General features: G+C 55.3%; 14 protein-coding genes. 6 read left to right on the top strand and 8 right to left on the bottom strand.

Features of this window, described 5'->3' with window-relative positions; genetic code table 11:
• Nucleotides 1–129: 129 nt before the first annotated feature.
• From Pla100_RS15370 to Pla100_RS15355, 4 genes are all read left to right on the top strand, one after another.
• The gene (locus Pla100_RS15370) at nucleotides 130–612 is read left to right on the top strand and encodes a MarR family winged helix-turn-helix transcriptional regulator (RefSeq protein ID WP_146578592.1); all 483 of its coding nucleotides are present in this window, start codon (nucleotides 130–132) and stop codon (nucleotides 610–612) included.
• Nucleotides 613–677: 65 nt separating this feature from the next.
• Nucleotides 678–1,376 carry a pirin family protein gene (locus tag Pla100_RS15365; RefSeq protein WP_146578591.1) on the top strand — a complete coding sequence of 233 codons (699 nt, stop codon included), beginning with the start codon at nucleotides 678–680 and terminating at the stop codon, nucleotides 1,374–1,376.
• Between the two features lie 53 nt (nucleotides 1,377–1,429).
• Nucleotides 1,430–1,843 (top strand): DoxX family protein, encoded by a 414-nt coding sequence (locus Pla100_RS15360; RefSeq protein ID WP_146578590.1) that lies wholly within the window; start codon nucleotides 1,430–1,432, stop codon nucleotides 1,841–1,843.
• Nucleotides 1,844–1,941: 98 nt separating this feature from the next.
• Nucleotides 1,942–3,027, top strand: coding sequence for an NADH:flavin oxidoreductase/NADH oxidase (locus Pla100_RS15355; RefSeq protein WP_146578589.1), 1,086 nt, complete (start codon nucleotides 1,942–1,944; stop codon nucleotides 3,025–3,027).
• A 72-nt stretch (nucleotides 3,028–3,099) separates the two neighbouring features.
• On the opposite strand, the gene Pla100_RS15350 is transcribed toward Pla100_RS15355, so the two are convergent.
• The 4 genes from Pla100_RS15350 to Pla100_RS31620 all read right to left on the bottom strand — a co-directional run bounded on the left by Pla100_RS15350 (nucleotide 3,100) and on the right by Pla100_RS31620 (nucleotide 9,291).
• Nucleotides 3,100–5,127 carry an outer membrane protein assembly factor BamB family protein gene (locus tag Pla100_RS15350; protein WP_146578588.1) on the bottom strand — a complete coding sequence of 676 codons (2,028 nt, stop codon included), beginning with the start codon at nucleotides 5,125–5,127 and terminating at the stop codon, nucleotides 3,100–3,102.
• An 83-nt stretch (nucleotides 5,128–5,210) separates the two neighbouring features.
• Nucleotides 5,211–7,412: a PQQ-like beta-propeller repeat protein gene (locus Pla100_RS15345; RefSeq protein ID WP_231603090.1), complete on the bottom strand. Its 2,202-nt coding sequence runs from the start codon at nucleotides 7,410–7,412 to the stop codon at nucleotides 5,211–5,213.
• Nucleotides 7,413–7,613: 201 nt separating this feature from the next.
• Entirely contained in the window at nucleotides 7,614–8,024 is a 411-nt protein-coding gene (locus Pla100_RS15340; protein WP_146578586.1) for a cupin domain-containing protein, read from the bottom strand.
• A 652-nt stretch (nucleotides 8,025–8,676) separates the two neighbouring features.
• Nucleotides 8,677–9,291, bottom strand: a complete 615-nt coding sequence (locus tag Pla100_RS31620; protein WP_231603089.1) for a hypothetical protein — start codon at nucleotides 9,289–9,291, stop codon at nucleotides 8,677–8,679.
• Here Pla100_RS31620 and Pla100_RS31615 point away from each other — a divergent pair.
• Nucleotides 9,290–9,505, top strand: coding sequence for a hypothetical protein (locus Pla100_RS31615; protein ID WP_231603088.1), 216 nt, complete (start codon nucleotides 9,290–9,292; stop codon nucleotides 9,503–9,505). The genes Pla100_RS31620 and Pla100_RS31615 overlap by 2 nt on opposite strands.
• 167 nt (nucleotides 9,506–9,672) lie before the next feature.
• On the opposite strand, the gene Pla100_RS15330 is transcribed toward Pla100_RS31615, so the two are convergent.
• The gene (locus Pla100_RS15330; RefSeq protein WP_197167972.1) at nucleotides 9,673–11,526 is read right to left on the bottom strand and encodes a transglutaminase-like domain-containing protein; all 1,854 of its coding nucleotides are present in this window, start codon (nucleotides 11,524–11,526) and stop codon (nucleotides 9,673–9,675) included.
• A 428-nt stretch (nucleotides 11,527–11,954) separates the two neighbouring features.
• On the opposite strand from Pla100_RS15330, the gene Pla100_RS15325 reads away from it, so the two are divergent.
• On the top strand, nucleotides 11,955–12,659 hold the full coding sequence (locus tag Pla100_RS15325; protein WP_146578583.1) for a hypothetical protein: 705 nt from the start codon (nucleotides 11,955–11,957) through the stop codon (nucleotides 12,657–12,659).
• 79 nt (nucleotides 12,660–12,738) lie between these two features.
• Here Pla100_RS15325 and Pla100_RS15320 read toward each other — a convergent pair whose 3' ends face one another.
• The 3 genes from Pla100_RS15320 to Pla100_RS15310 form a co-directional block, all read right to left on the bottom strand.
• Nucleotides 12,739–13,641, bottom strand: a complete 903-nt coding sequence (locus Pla100_RS15320) for a hypothetical protein (protein ID WP_146578582.1) — start codon at nucleotides 13,639–13,641, stop codon at nucleotides 12,739–12,741.
• A gap of 193 nt (nucleotides 13,642–13,834) precedes the next feature.
• Nucleotides 13,835–15,040, bottom strand: a complete 1,206-nt coding sequence (locus Pla100_RS15315; RefSeq protein WP_146578581.1) for a hypothetical protein — start codon at nucleotides 15,038–15,040, stop codon at nucleotides 13,835–13,837.
• Nucleotides 15,041–15,324: 284 nt separating this feature from the next.
• A complete protein-coding gene (locus Pla100_RS15310; protein WP_261344808.1) occupies nucleotides 15,325–16,170 on the bottom strand; it encodes a DUF1559 domain-containing protein in 846 nt (281 codons plus the stop codon).
• Nucleotides 16,171–16,272 lie beyond the last annotated feature (102 nt).

The following is a 16,272-nucleotide window of genomic DNA, read 5'->3' as shown; positions in this document are numbered from 1 at the left end:
GTTCGTCGAAGAACAGCCGGACTCGCACCAGCGTTGCCGCGAATGACGACCACGAGAAAAAATCCTCACGCACAACACTTGACTCGACGATAGTTGATACATAAGGTATCTGTCATAAGGGAAACACCTATGACGAAAAACCAACTGCAAAATGAACTAAAGAAGAGACGGCCGTTCGATTCGCCGGAGCAGGAGTCGATCCTGAATATCCTGCGTACCAACGACCAATTTCAGAATCGTTTCGGGCGTCTCTTCCGCGAGTTTGGTCTCACGCCTTCGCAATACAACGTGTTACGGATTCTTCGGGGCGAGGGCAAACCGATGCCTTGCCAGGAGATTGGCGAACGGATGATTCAAGTCGTCCCCGCCATGACGGGACTGCTGGATCGCCTGGAAGCCCAGGGGCACATCCGGAGGGAACGATGCACCGAGGATCGCCGAGTCGTCTACATCGAATTGACCGACTCGGCAAAAAAACTGCTTCAGCGAATGGACGCGCCCGTGAGTGAACTCCACAAGCAATTGATCGGACATCTCACAACCGCCGAAATGAAGCAACTAAGTCGTTTGTTGGAAAAAGCACGTCTGAGCGTTCAGAGCAAACTACCCTAGAGTTTTTTTGAGCATATGCATCACATGTAAACTATTCACACGCAACCCAATTGAGAGGTTTGATCATGATTCAAGTTCGCAAAGCCAATGATCGAGGTCACGCAGACCACGGCTGGCTCAATACGTATCACACATTTTCATTCTCAAGCTACCAAGACCCCAAACACATGCGGTTTCGGTCGCTGCGAGTGATGAATGAAGATATCGTTGCTCCGGGGCAAGGATTTGGAACCCATCCCCACAACGATATGGAGATCGTCACGTACGTCCTTGAAGGAGCCTTGGAACATCGAGATTCGATGGGCAACGGAGAAGTCCTGCGTCCCGGAGAGTTTCAACGCATGACCGCAGGCACAGGGATCACACATAGTGAGTTCAATCCGTCCGGGAGCGAACCGGTTCATTTGTACCAAATCTGGTTGCTTCCCGAACGCAAGGGACTCGAGCCGAGCTACGAACAGAAGCGATTTCCTGATCATGAGCGGCACAACCAATTGCGACTGGTTGCGTCCCGAAATGCCGAACACGGTTCGTTGCTGATTCACCAAGACGCTCAAGTTTTCTTGTCCAAGATCGACGCCGGAGAAGAAGTCAAGCATGAACTGATGGAGCATCGACATGCGTGGCTGCAAGTTCTCAGTGGATCCGTTTCACTCAACCGAACCGATCTTGGCACAAGCGACGGCGCGGCGGTGAGCGATGAAAAGTCGTTGACCATCCATGCCAACACCGACGCCGAAATCATGCTCTTCGATTTAGCATAGCCCGAATCACCTTCAATTCTTTCCCTAAAACCTTCACCTCACAGGACAACAACATGCAAGCCGCCTCATCACTATTGGCACGAATCATGATCGCCACGATCTTCTTGATGAGTGCCGTTGGCAATAAGATCCCCAAGTTTGATTCGGTTACCGAGTACATGGCGGCCGAAGGTGTTCCAATGCCACAGGTTGCCCTTGTTGGAGCGATCGTCTTCCTGATCGCTGGCAGTCTGTCGGTGATCGCTGGTTTCAAAATTCGTATCGGGGCGGCGTTGTTGCTGGTGTTTCTGGCCTTGGCGACTTACTTCTTCCACGACTTTTGGACGTTCGAGGGTCAGGAGCAACAGACGCAGATGATTCAGTTCATGAAGAACCTTTCGCTGATGGGGACGATGGTTTTCTTGATGGCCAATGGGGCAGGCCAGTTGAGTCTCGACGCCAAACTTGCCGCTCCGAAATCCGAATGATGTGCATGATGGTTCCTTGACTGCGGTTCCTTGACCGCACCCAGTTTGCGACCTTTCCAGTCCACCCAATTCAACACCAAACATAAGAGAGAACACATATGCCGAGTCTATTTCAAGAGTTTCAACTGAAAGACGTACGCCTTAAGAACCGCGTCGGGGTCTCGCCGATGTGCCAGTATTCCTCCGAAGACGGCTTTCCAAACGATTGGCATTTCGTCCACCTGGGTTCTCGCGCCGTAGGCGGCGCGGGTCTGGTGATCGTGGAGGCGACCGCCGTTTCACCAGAAGGTCGAATCAGTCCTGCCGACAGTGGCATCTATCTTGATGAACACGTCGAGCCTTTCGCTCGCATTGCCCGATTCATGAAGCAATACGGCGCGGTGCCTGGGATTCAAATCGCTCATGCCGGTCGAAAAGCGAGTGCCAACAAACCATGGGAAGGTGACGATCATATCGAAACGGGTAAAGGAGGCTGGGACACAATAGCGCCTTCGGCGATCCCGTTCGGAGGCAATCTCAACAAGACTCCGATGGAAATGACCGTCGATGATATCGCAGGAATTCAAAACGCATTCGTGGCCGCCGCCCAACGATCTTTGGCCGCTGGATTCGAATGGCTAGAGCTGCACTTCGCTCACGGTTATCTGGCTCACGAGTTTTACTCGCCGCTTGCCAACAAGAGAACCGATCGTTACGGAGGCAGCTTCGAAAACCGCATTCGATTCATCATGGAGACGTTTACGGCTGTTCGCAATGTTTGGCCAGACCGCTTGCCACTGACTGCTCGCCTTTCAGTAACGGACTGGATCGAGGGCGGCGTCACGGTTGAAGAATCAATTGAACTGGTTCGCCGTCTGAAAGATGCCGGACTTGACCTGTTGGATGTAAGCCACGGTTTTGTAACGCCGGACATCTCTCAGGTTCCGTGGGGGCCGGGATTCATGATCCCGATCACCAGCCGTATTCGTCAGGAAACCGGCATTCCAACGGCAGCAGGTTGGATGATTACGGATCCGCACCAAGCCAACGATGCGATTCAAGATCAGCATACCGATATGGTCGTACTTGCTCGGGAAATGCTACGCGATCCCTACTGGCCCTATCATGCGGCGGTCGCACTTGGTGTGGAAGAAGCATCCGAAATATTGCCGATCCAATACGCCCGCGCGGTTAAAGCAAAATGAGCTTGTTCACCGGGCGGACGAAGGCATTAGCATTGGCGACCAAAAAAGTCGCCAATCCTTACTCGCACAATATCAAGGCAAACCGATCGCGAACAGTTTGTCTTTCGTGCTGATGAAAATTGTTTCATCGGCGGCGACAGGTGTGCTGTAAACGCTGCTGCCCATGTTGATTTCTTCGAGCGGTTCGTTGTTTTCCGCACCGAACTCGAACACGCTCACGTCGCCGTCTTCGTCACCGATATAGACCTTGCCGTCGGCGATCAGAGGGCTGCCCCAACTTTGCGCGAACATGTCGTAGGTGAAATGCACGATCGGCATTCCGTCGGGAGTCCCCTTGGCGTCGAGACAGTGAACCAAGCCCGAGAAGTCGGCGACGTACAGCACGTCATCCTTGATCGCGACGGTACCACAGCTACGGTGCATCTCTTCTTCGAAATCGATTTCACCGTCGTCGTTCTGATCGGCTAACGTGTAGTGCCAAATCACGGCGGAGTTCGGGTTATCGACGGCGGCTTCGCCTTTCTCCGGTTCAACGGCTTGAATCCGCTTGTGCGGGATCGGTGATCGCTTGTCGCCTTCGAGTTTGACGGCCAATTGTGGGGACACGTCACCGCGTTTGGTCGGATCGATGCACCATAGATGGCCTTCGCCTTCGCCGTGTTCGGGGTCTTGTCCGACGGCGATGTAGACACGCCCCTCGTAAGCGACTGGCGTAGCGATCAGGTTGTTGCGTGTGCCTTCGCCACCGAGTACCCACTTGGATGTTTTCGGATTGCAATCGAACTGCCATAACAGCTCGGGGTTGCCGTTTTGGCCGCGGTCAGCTTTGAAGCTGTACAGGATCCCGTCGCCGCCACAGAACAAAACCTGTGGCACGCCGCCGAGAACTTCGATCGACGGGCTCGACCATTGGCCGTGCAGGATGTTGGTGCCCGGCGATTGGTCGGTCCACAAGACCTCGCCGGTGTTCTTGTCCATGCAGATGAAGCTGGGAGCTTCCGGTGCAGGTAAATTGATGTGCGATTCGTCCAATCCGTTGGAGGTGTTGACGAACAACAAATCGCCGTACGACGTGACCGAACACGAGCACATGTTGTGCTGACTGACGCCGAGTTCGTCCATCATGTTGAAGATCCAAATCACGTCGGCTTCTTTTTTATCTTCGACACCGAGAGACTTGAAAATCGCGATTCGGGGGCCCATTTGCTTGATCGAAAGTTCTCGTTTGACCCCGTCGAAGGTGCCGATCGCTTTCCAGGATTTGTTTTCCGCGAGGGTGGTGATTTGAACGTCGTCGCCCGCTTCGCTGCCGCCTTCCTTGAGCACGCCGAGTAACGCATCGGAAAACTCTCCACGGTTGAGTGAAGTCAACGAATCTTCATAAGTGCTGCCTTCACCGGTATTCATCAGATCACCGATGCGGGCGGGTTCGTTTTTAACCGTGCCGTCGTCTTCGCCGTCATGAAATCCTTCGGTATCAAGACAACGGACTTCGCCGCGACTGGTCACGAACCACAAACGTTCGCCTTCGACCAACGGTGCACAGCAAATGCCCTGCAGCGGCCAATCGTGTACGCGACCGGTGATCAATTTTTCGCTGCTGTGTTGCCACAGGAAATCCCCATTGGATTGATCGAAAGCGAGCAGGCAGCCGAGATCGACTTGCGAGGGATAACGTTTCAGGTAACCGGCACCATTGTTGGTGCCGACAAAGACCTTGCCGCCGGCGACGACCGGGTTGCCGTACGTTTGGCTACCCAGGTCGGCGAACCAGCGGATGTTTTCGGCTTTTGATCCGTCCCATTCGCCGGTGCGGCGATCGAACTTGCCGATGTTCCAGGTGTCGGGCAGGTTGCTGACGTTGGGAACGTTGTTGCGGACACGGGTGCCTCCCCATTGTGGCCATTCTTCGCCGGAGCTGAGGATTTCTTCGGGCTTGACGAACTCTTTCACCGAATCGCTCGATTCGGCCCCGGCGACATCCGGTGCGACGGCCAGAGCGACCGAGGTGTGACAACCGGTGATCAGGACGGTGGTGATCGCCCCCGCGATGGCGGAGCCGAGCATGAGTAACCAAGCGTTCAATTCGGTGCGTGGCATGGTGAGTATGAAGTTAAGAGTAAAGAGTTGAGAGTGAGGCGTCTGGAATGGCGTCGGTTCGAGCGGTACTAAAAAGCCGTTCGCTAGTTCGGCGTGACTTCTAAATTGTCGATGGCTAATTCGGCGACTTTGGCGTTGCCGAACAATCCGGGACTGGCGGTCATGACAGGGGACTCATCACGAGCAGTAACGGTCCATTCTTCCGGCTCGTTCTGGTCACGTGGCCAAACCTTACCTTTCAAGACCGCGACGGCGTTGTCGCCGCTGCCTTCGATCTGGGCTTGCAATTTCATGCGGTACCACGTGTCGGGTTGCCACGAGAAGTCGACCGTCTGGGCCATGCGCAGCTGTGGCGACCAAGTACGGATTTGCACCTGTTGGCTATTACCCATTAAGTCCAAAACGTAGCCGTGAGCGGTCAAACCGATGTCGGGCATCTGGTCGTTCGTTCGATCGCCCCGCACGTCGGCAGCGATCGTGTAGTTCTTCAGGGTGCTCGGTCCCATCCAAGCGCGGCTGCGAGCGCCCTTGGGGATCGTGTTGACTTTGACCAGCGCGGGCGATCCATCGACGGGTCGGATTTGGTGGCGATAACGAGCCCCGACCCAGGTCACCGGCGGTTCCTTCAAGTCATCAAACGTGAACTTCCAAGGCAACGGGGGAACGATGCGAACTCGAGTGCTTCCCGAAACCTCGCCGAGGGTGGCGATGATCGTTGCGGCTTGGTGGTCGGCGTTGGCGTCGGCCGTGAAAGTCGAACCCTCGATCGTGCCGGGGCCTTCGACGGACCAAGTGACCTTGCCGGGTTCCGGCGCAGAGAGTGGTTGCCCCAACGCGTTGAATATCCGAACGGAAAGTTCGGCCGATTCACCGGGCTGAAGCAACAATTCGCCGGGGACGATCAACAGTTGATCGGCGGCGGGGTTTTCTTCGGTGGGCGTTTCACCGATGAGTTGTTCGGCAAGGTTGACGGGTGTTTGCGTGGCCGCGTCGGTACCGACGCAGTAAAGGTTGGAGGTACCTTGGAAATACAGTCTTCCGCCGGCCAAAATCGGTGAAGCGTAGAACGCTTCGTCTCGAATACGACCCTTGCTGATTTCCTCGACGCCGTCTTCGGTAATCTCGAGGATCGACCAGCGGCCGTTTTCCGTCAGGACGTAGATTTTTTTGTCGGCGTACAGAAGGCTGGGCCATTGCTTGCGGTCGCCGATGGCGAATCGTTCGACAATCATGTTGCCGGTGTCCGCGTCGATCACCCACAACTTGCATCGATCGTCGATCACGTACAAACGTCCATCGACAACGATCGGGGCACTTCGGCCGACTACCAACTCGTCAAGTTTCCATAGCTCTTTGACCGTCGTGTTCTCACCGGTCCCCGAAATTTCCAACGCGGCGATCGCGCCCATCGCGCTGCCGGAGACGTTCTCTTCACTGTGGCTGCAATAGACCCGGTTTCCGTCGACTAACGGCGTCGCGAAAATGCCGCGTCGTGATAGGTCGTAATGCCACAGCGGTTTGCCGGTGCGAGGCTGGAATCCCCAGACCGCTCCGTCACCGGTGCCCAAAATGAATTGACGTTGTCCGTCGATGGTGGCCAGAGTCGGTGCGGAATAAGTCGTATCGTCGGGAAGATCACGCGTTCCACTGAACCACACGATCTCGCCGGTCAGTTTGTCCATTGCGATCAAGCGGTGATTCGGTTTGGCCGCTTCGCCCCAATTAATGACAATGCCACTGATGATCACGAGATCTTCGTGAACGACCGGGAAGTTTGTCCGCCCGCCGTAGGTACTCAACATTCCGAATTGTTCGTGCAGCGGTTTACTCCAAATCGTCTCGCCGGTCTTGCCATTGATGCACAAAAACAGGTCGCAGACTCCGAGGGCGTAAACATTGCCGGACTCCGGATCGGCCACGAGGCTGGCCCAACCCACTCGGGTATCGGGGACGTCGGACATCCAAACGTTGAAACGATTTTCCCAGAGGGTTTCGCCTGTCTTTGCGTCCAGACAAACGACTTTTTCGCCTTCGGTCGGCGTGCCTTCGTCGGCTCTCATGGTGACATATAAACGCCCGTTCATTGCCACCGGGGTGTTACGGGCACCGAAGTCCTCACGCTTCCACAACAGATTGCTGCCTTCACCGCCTTCGGGATCCCAGTCGTCGACCAGGTTTTCCGCATCCGCAAGACCGTTGAATTGCGGGCCGCGCCAGTACGTCCAATCGGCGGCGGCCGTGCCGGTGTTTGCCGAACCGGACTCCTCCGCCTGAACCGAGTTCATCCCGAACAACAAGGCCAAGGAACCAATAGCTCCAACACCAACGAAGCGGAAAAAGAAGACGGTGCTTGAAACGATGGGGGTCGTCGAAGGCATCAATCGAACCAGTGTGGGAGGATCAGGAAGGGCAGGAAAAGTAGGCGGGAGTCGCATTTTAACTATCCAACAGTACTTTGGCAGTCAGCCAAGAGATGCGGCAAGTGATCATTGTAGCGAATGATCTTCTTGTTCGCTTGTGTACGTCCGTATTGGGATTTTTGTGCGGGATGTGACGGTGTGCTCGTCGGCGGGGTCGAATTCCGGATGGCAAACGATCAAAACCTTCATTTCCCCGATCGCCCGATGCACGACACCGGGGGGAATGGCGATCAGGGTCAGTGGCCGCACGGGATGGGTCTGGCCGTCCAATTCAATGGCGGCATCGGGTTCACATTCGAGAACGACGTAAATTTCCGTATGATCGCGATGGTGGTGAGCGACCGCCGAGCGGGAAATCTCGGTCAGGTGAACGGTCCCGGGGAACGGTGAATAATCCGCCAACGCACGACGGGCTTGGCCGCACGGGCAATCCACAGGAGGGATCGCGGTCAGATCAATGATTTGAGCGGACACCATGAAACTCGTTCGGACTCGTCGGGGGGCATGTCAGCACGTTTGCTGCCGGTTTTTGGTAGTTTACACCGATTGTCCGTATTGCGCGTGGCGATTGTCCGGAACATCGCGAAACACCGTAAAAATGAGGCAATTCGGCACATCCGGCATTCCTTAACAACCACCGGAAAATCGATTCTTGGACTCCATTCGTAACCGCCGGTCGCCGATACCTTGGTGTGTCCTGGGGATGCAAATTCATCTCGCCTAAGTTATCAGCTTGGCGAGATGGGCGTTTTCCCCGGACACAGACCCAGATGCATCGACAGCGGATGTCGATGCCTGACAACACGGAAAGAGCGAAGCAAAGCGTTGGTCCGGGTTTTCAAAGTTCGTCTTTGAAGATGCTCGGACAAGTGAACTGAACGAAGTCAACGGACCGGGTGCCCGCACCTGGGCCGGTTGTGTTCGCGGATAAGACCTCGGGAAATGATCGTCGGCGACTTCGTCCAACGACCGCGTCCCCCGGTTTCCGAGCGGACGATCGCGATGAATTCACTCCAACTGCTGTTGTCGTTTCAATCCCGCAACAATCTAGAGAGGGAGATAGATCTCCGATGACGCGGACAATCTTAACATTGACGATGGTAGTGGCGAGTTCGATCTGTAGCCAAGGTTATGGATTCGACTTGCTCGACCGAATGCTCGGTATGAAGGGCTGCGGAAGCTCAAGCTCGTGCTGCGAAGCACCGGCTTGCTGCGAACCAGCCTGCGGTTGTGAGTCAACCTGCTGCGAAACCGCTTGCGAACCTGCTTGCGGATGTGAGTCCACTTGCTGCGAACCGACTTGCTGTGAATCAGCTTGCGAACCAGCCTGTGGTTGTGAATCGACATGCTGCGAACCAGCTTGTGGTTGTGAATCGACTTGCTGTGATCCAGCTTGCGAACCAGCTTGTGGTTGCGAGTCGACCTGCTGCGAATCAGCTTGCGAACCAGCCTGTGGCTGCGAACCAGCTTGCTGCGAACCAGCCTGCTGCGACAGCAAATCGGCCGGTATTTGCTCGGGTGGCTTGCTCAGCAAGTTGTTCGGCAAGAAATCCAACAGCTGCTGCGAAGCTCCTTCTTGCTGTGAAGCTCCCGCTTGCTGCGAACCAGCCTGTGGTTGCGAAACTGCTTGCTGCGAACCAGCCTGTGGTTGTGAAACCGCTTGCTGCGAACCGACCTGCTGCGATAGCGGATGCGGATCGAGCAAGAAGGGTGGCTTGTTGACCAAGTTGTTCGGTAACTGCATGAAGAAGAAAAGCTCGTGCTGTGACATGGGCTGTGACACCTGCAGCACCGGTTGCGGATGCGGAGCCCCGATGGCTGCCCCAGTGGCCGCTCCCGTCGAAGCTCCTGTTTACCAAGAATCGGCCCCGATGCCCCCAGCACCGATCGTTGATCCAAGTGCCAGCATCTCCCGCACTCGTCGCGTCATTCAGGCCAGTGCCAGCTACGTTCGCTAGTGAACTTGTTCGCTAACGTTCGAACGCTGCTCTGAGTCAAACAGACGTGACCACAACAACGCCCCAGAGGAAGGCAACTTCTCCTGGGGCGTTTTTTTGTTTTGACGCACCCCATGTTGTCGCCCCGCCGTCGCAGTTCAAGCACGAATCAATCACATCAAAAGATGTCAACGTGCCGCAATGATCTTGTGAACTTTGAAATCGTACCATCGCAATTGCCCCAGCATTCGGTCGATCAACGGATCGGGATTCCCGTCGGCTAAATCGGTGACTTCCAACGCGATCCGATCGACCGTCGTGGTTTGGCCCGTCGTCGGGTCGAGCGAAATCCATCTCTGGTCGACTTCGGCGATTACCCAAGCGTGGTAACCGAACAGATTGGCTTGGGGCTCTGAAGGTGACTCCTCGGAGACTGACTTCTCGATCGCAGGGTCAAAGCGTAAACCCATCGCCATTCGAGCCGGAATGCCGTTGGCTCTCAACATCGCGATCAACATGATCGCGTGTTCGGTGCTATCGGCCGTCGTGGATGTCGCGATCCGACTGGCCGGTTGAAACCCTCGACCGAGGCTGCGGTAGGTGAGTAACGAATGGACAGTTCGATTGATTTCCAACGCCAACTCGTGCTTGTCGAGATTACGCAACGACGCGACCGTCGCGAGCACCCCTTGCATCGCACCGGAGCGAAAATCGATCAGCGCGGTGGCTGCCAAATCGACTTCCGTCGATGGAGATTGATAGGTCTGATACCGGTCACTTAACTTGTCATCGGAAACGACCTCGCGGGCGAGAACGATTCGTTGACGTTGCTCATCTAATCGCTGAATGTATTGCCGAACGGCCGGCCGCATCACCAGCCCATCGACAAGCGACTGCGGCGGATTGGGATGCAAGCACTCAACATCCAACGCGAGGTGGCTGACCTTATCGAATGCCTGCCCGGTGGGAATTCGCTTACCGGAGACTTTCACACCCAGGCAATGGGACTGGTCGAGAATCGGTCGTCCCAAGCGTTCAAATTGTTCTTGATTGCAACGAAACGCGAAGTCCGGTTCGCCCACGATGTTGGTCGTTTGGATGACACCTTCGTCGTCGTACCAATAACAACGCTCCCGGTGGTGGGTCTCTCCGGTCGTGATCAGACCGATGGCCTCATTAAGCAGCCCCAAACCGATTCCGTCGTCTTTGAATCGTTTCGCCAAGACGGGAGGATTGCCTCTCAATTGCAATTTCGCGGTGATATCATGCGCCGGCAACAACACCGTTGCGGTGCGAACTTCGTTTGGTCCGATCGGGTTTCCACGCAGCGATTGATAAACCAACAGGGGCCCGCCCAAACTGCCTTCAAATGAAAGTTTCTTGTTGACAATCCCCGTTGGTCCCATGGCTTCGATCGAAGCAGATTCGTTTGCAACCGCGATCGTCTTGGTCGTCTCGAGGGGACCCCGCCGCGTCGAACAAATAACACGTTGGAGCTGCCCATCGGCGGAATGCCAAAACGTTTGTTCTTTGGTCGTCATGCAAAAGGCACGATCGACCCGAGTCGCCGCCGGTAAGCTCTTCTGAAGCAACCTCGCCGGCAGAACCGGATAAAGCGGCGTCAGCATGCGCTCGCTTAAAGTGACCTTCAACCTGTCCTCATCCCCCGCGACGGCGTCTTTTGAGGTCTCGGACTTCATCGCAACCCCTCCAATGACGGTTGGCCCGACACGGGGTGAATCGAGGTAATGCAGGTACCACTGCTCCCAAGGCGGCGGCAAAACGTCATCGCCCGAAACGCTGGTTGCAGAACGGTTGACCGCCGAAATGGACAGGCTAGACAGTTGCGCCGTCGATGATAACTCGGCTGAAGTATCCGAATCAACTTCCCACGCTGCGGGTCGACGCAACACGCCGATGTCGTGTCGGTCGGGCAGGTCGCACCCCATCAACCCATACAGAAAAGGGATTCCGACGATCCATTGAGGTATCCGACGAGATCGGCCGGCCGGTCGCCAGTTGGTCATTATGATCCGCATCATTCGCATTATCCGATCCGTCGTAATTTTATTCTTGCTTGAAATGAACGCGTCGCCCGTGGGAATTCGAGTCGATCTGTTGGTCTTTGGGGTCGGCGGCCCCTCATCACAGGCCCGATCACGTTGCTCCAACGCGATTTTGTTCTCTTTCTGAACACCGATGTTTCGCGAAATCAACATCGTCGTTCTTGCAAGTGAACACAGCCCCACTTCGCCGGTAGGTTTTATGCGGCTTGTAATTATTTTTCCGAGAGGGAGGTGGTCGGGAAGTTCTATTGTGCAGGTTCGCCCGTCGAGGACCAGCCTAAATTCGCATGTCCTTCGTTTTGACCTAACGTTGAGCGTTCACCTGACCAACCGGTGAACCGTTCGAAGCGGCAGGCACATTCGCCCTTCGCAATGCCACTGTTCTACCTGAATTGATCCGCAAGATGGGCTTCCTCAAACGCATCCTCCGTCCCAACAGCCAAGACGCCGCCATCCAACCGGTCGCCCCTGGAAGTTTCGAACGCCTCAGCGACGAAGAACTTCAAATCCACATGGGCATCAAGACCTACGGTGCGTTCGAATTGACCGACGCGATCCGCCCCTCTTACGATGTGCAGGTTTCACCGCGCCAAGGATTCCGTTACGACAAATACGTCGATGAATCGAGCGGTGCGACGACGCCGGTCATCATGGCGGCGGCCTCCCGCCCGATCTTAATGGACACATTCCTCGATCTGATCGATCACCTCGGCAACGTCGTCGACGTCGTGTTGGAAACGAGCCATCACAGCCACTCCCACCACGAGGACCTGTACCGAGAGCACATCGATGCTCCGGTCCTCAAGAGCATCCTTATGGAATTCGAAGACGTGCTGATGAATGACGGTTGCACCGGCATCGCGATCATCAACCCGGCTCAACATCAAGAAGTTCAGCTCGACGAACACAAACTCTTGATCGCCTACGGCAACCCACTGGACGGTTTTCGCGAAACTCTCATCGCTCAAGACGTCTATCCGGACGATTCGATTCGATTCATCACCGAAGCCGAACATGTTCACAGCAGCAGTGAACGACTCTATGATCGCTTCCAACAACTCAAAACGCGACTCGGTGTCGAAGACGACTCCAACGCCGCCGCTTGGTAAGAAAACTCCATTGCCTGCATCACGGGCGATGGGTTTCGACCCTCGTCCGACCTATGCTGACTCGTAGATCTCGTACCTATCACGCCCCGATGCGTGAGGGCGTCAACAACCAGATGCCTCGTCCGATTAAGGTCCGCAAGCGAAACGAATCGAGCAGCGTTTCGTTTCCGTGCAGAGCATCGTAAACGAGCACCGCGGAGGAGCGGATCTCGCGAACCCGAACGACCGTCGGCGGTTGCATGCCTTGCACGAAGTAAAAACGCCCCTCTTCGAGTTTGGGCGAAATATGCCGTTTCCGGCTCTCGCTGATCTTCACTTCGAGCTTCGGTCCGAACCGATACTTCTCGGCAAACTTTCCTAACACGGCCAAGTCGGGAACTTCTTTCCGAGGTTCCGAATCGAAGGATCGCGAGGCAACGGACTCCTCTTCGTCGTCCAATGGTTTCTCATTCGAAACGGCCGGACCCGTCGGCGATCCTGAAGCGATGGCTGAGGTTGACACAAGATCGGTCGACGAAGTCCGTTGCTCGGATGCTTGGTCGGATGCTTCCTCGGCGTCGTTGCGTGAAGCGACCGCGTGCTCGAGCGCCGTGATCAAGTCGCGAAACGATTTGGTTGCCGGCGCGGTGAGCTGGCGCATTTTGGCTTGCGCGTTCTTCACTTCGTTCAGCTTCTGCGCCGGCACGGCTTGCTTCCCCTGACGGGCCGATGCCAAAATGCCCCCGGCCTGCGCATTCCATCGGCCGGCGATCGAATTGAATTGCATTTCGATCTGACGAATGCGAGCAAGCGAATTATGCACGCGACCGAGTTCAAACTCCTTCTTGGCATCGGCCACTTCGGCGGAGAACGACTCGACCCCCTTCATGCCTTCGAGCGACGCACCACCGGGCAAATTACGAACCGCCCCTCCGGGCAGGTTAGCCGTCCGCTGCACCGCCGTGACGACGTTGGAAAAAAGTGCCTTATCGACGCGAAGCACGACTTGATCTCGATTGAAAGGAATGACGGACCGTTATTATTTTGGCCCCAGTCGGTGCGAAATTCTAGTCACCGGGCGAATTCAACGCGTTTAGAACCTATCCGAAAAGGGGTCTGACCCTTTGGAGGCGAGTCGCTATTCGTTTGTTTGATGGTATCGCCGGAGAGGGTCAGACCCCTTTTCGGATAGGTTCTTATTGTCGGATCAAGTCCTTCGCAACTTGTGCTAGCCCTTGCTCTCCTTCAAACTTGAAGTCGGCGATACTTTTCTTTCTTGCTTCGGGACTTTCCTCGGTCGCAAACAACGAATCCCATTTCTGCCGCTCAGCGATTTCTAGCCCGTGGTACCACACGACGTACTCCGCAAGTTTGGCATCTTTCAGTAACACCTTGCCGAGCTTGTCGACTTGGTAAGCTTCGTCTGGTTCCGCCCATGCGGCGAAAACGATCATCGGAATGCAACGCCCGTAAAGGCTCGTCTGCCAACGGGTCTGCCCAGATGCGGGCTCGTATTGTCCGTTGGTCTCGAACGGCTTGGCGCTTGTCTGAAGATTCACCTTTAAATTAGCTGGTAACGATTTGACGACGGTGAAAAAAAACTCCGGCCAAACGGGTTTGGTGAGCACCCAAAGCGGATCGGTGGAATTGTCTTCTCGAGACTTTCGTAATTCTTGATACAGATCGGTGTTGCGGAGGAAAGTACGCAAGGAGAGCAATAGCTCATTCGGATCCCGCAGGATCGATCTTTGAGGATCATCATCACCGACGTCTGTAACGATGCCGGCTTGACGCATGACCGTTTCCGTTATCCAAGAGACCAATTCCTCGGTCTTGCCGTTTCGCAATTGCCGAGATAGCTTCGGAACATCACGCAGCTTCAAATAATCATGTTCGACGAGGTATTGCACTGCATTTGCGAGAAATGAAGCCGAATCAGCCTCCTTCCCCATATCGACGGCAACCCGATGACTCCAAGCAAGCAGCATCAAGTTTTCTAGGTCGCGCCGCAACTTCCCGTCGATCCACGCCCTTAATTGTTGGCCCTCCTCGCTATTCCCCAAGGCCGTGTCCGCCCACTGAATCAGCAAGTCGACGACCTCGTCGAGATCACGCTTCCGCTCGCGAATCGTTCCCGCCAAATTCAAGTCGCCACGAAATCGTTCGCTGTAATAACTCACGCTGCCCATCGGCGATTCCAAATAAAGATGTGATCCGGAACCACCGACATCACTGGGCATATCCGAAACAAAGGTTCCTTTGATTTCGAACTCTTTATCATCATTGAGCTTCAGTTTCCCCTGATAAATCTCCTCGATGCGATTCCTTTCCTCATCGGTAATTTTGGGCTCGCCCGTGTCGGGGTGCTTGGTCGTGCTATCGATGAGAAGGCGACGTGCCATGGTCTCCTTATCTGGAACCAACTCAACACGATAACTCGTCCCAATACATCCATTGATCGCGAAAAACAACGGAATGAAGAGATTCCGCAAACACGTCGGCACGAAGTTCACTGATCGACCTTTCAAGCAAACGACTGAATCAAGAAATGCAGCATACGCCGGTGCACATGATCGTGGTCCGCGTACGACGGGGGAAGCTGTCGTACGCGGTTTAACCTTGAAACACCGATTTCATCCGAACCGAAACGAGGCCGATCGACGATCCGAACTGGCGATCAACCGACTTATAATTCTTCCTCGATGGTTTCTTTCGAGGCGCGAGTGCCTAATGCTCCCCAAAGCCCGAACGGGCTGATCACGCCTGGCTCGAGGGTCGCTCCGTGACGCGTCACCATCGGGCTGTCACTGTTACCCGCTTCGATCGAGTCGGTTACAAACTTCACCGCACCGTCGGCCATGAGCACGTGGCAACCACCTTGGTGACGACTGCTGGGTGGTGCAATGCTTTCGAGATGGACATGAGATCGACCGCACAGTTCGCGGTTGGGGGGAAGAATGGTAAGCACGCCGGAATAGTTGGGACGCCCGAATGCCCACTTCATTCCTCGACGGTCTTCGGCACCACCGTGCAGTTGAATGCCGCCGCCGACTTGCCAAAATTGTGGACGTTGTGCGTCGACCCATTGCTCACAGAAAGTGGCACCGCCCGCCGCCCAGGCGTTCGTACCACCAGGAATCGGGCTTGCGTGTATGTTGATTCTCGCGAAATGCGTGCGTTTGTCGCGATCACCTAAATCGGTGGCGAGTTCTCCGGCTGCGATGGTGTTGGCAAGGCCGTCGAGAATGTCTCGAAATTTTGAATCTTTGCAAGGCACAAACACTCCTCGGCAGGAGGCTCGTTGATTCTGTGCTTGACCACTACTTTGTTGATTGCCGTTTCCGGGTTGATGCCCGCTGTCGCTGCCAAAGGACGTATCGCCCAGGCAGGCGCCGTAATTGGTTCGTCCGTGACCAGGCAAACCAGACCCTGGATCGCTCGGGCAACGCAACGTCGGGATATTGGTCAAGAATGGCTCATATCTGCCAAAACTATTGTGATCATTTAAGCTGCGAGAAGGATTCGGACCCATAGCGGGGAACACGTCACCCGTCGTGGACGAATCTCCGTCGGCATCGAGTGGATTGGACAACCGGCCGAACGATTCTCTTGTTGTTCTGGATCGCGGTTTACC

Source organism: Neorhodopirellula pilleata (genome assembly GCF_007859915.1).
GTDB lineage: Bacteria > Planctomycetota > Planctomycetia > Pirellulales > Pirellulaceae > Rhodopirellula > Rhodopirellula pilleata.
Note: the sequence above shows the minus strand (reverse complement) of the source record. Positions and strands in the feature narration are given on the sequence as shown.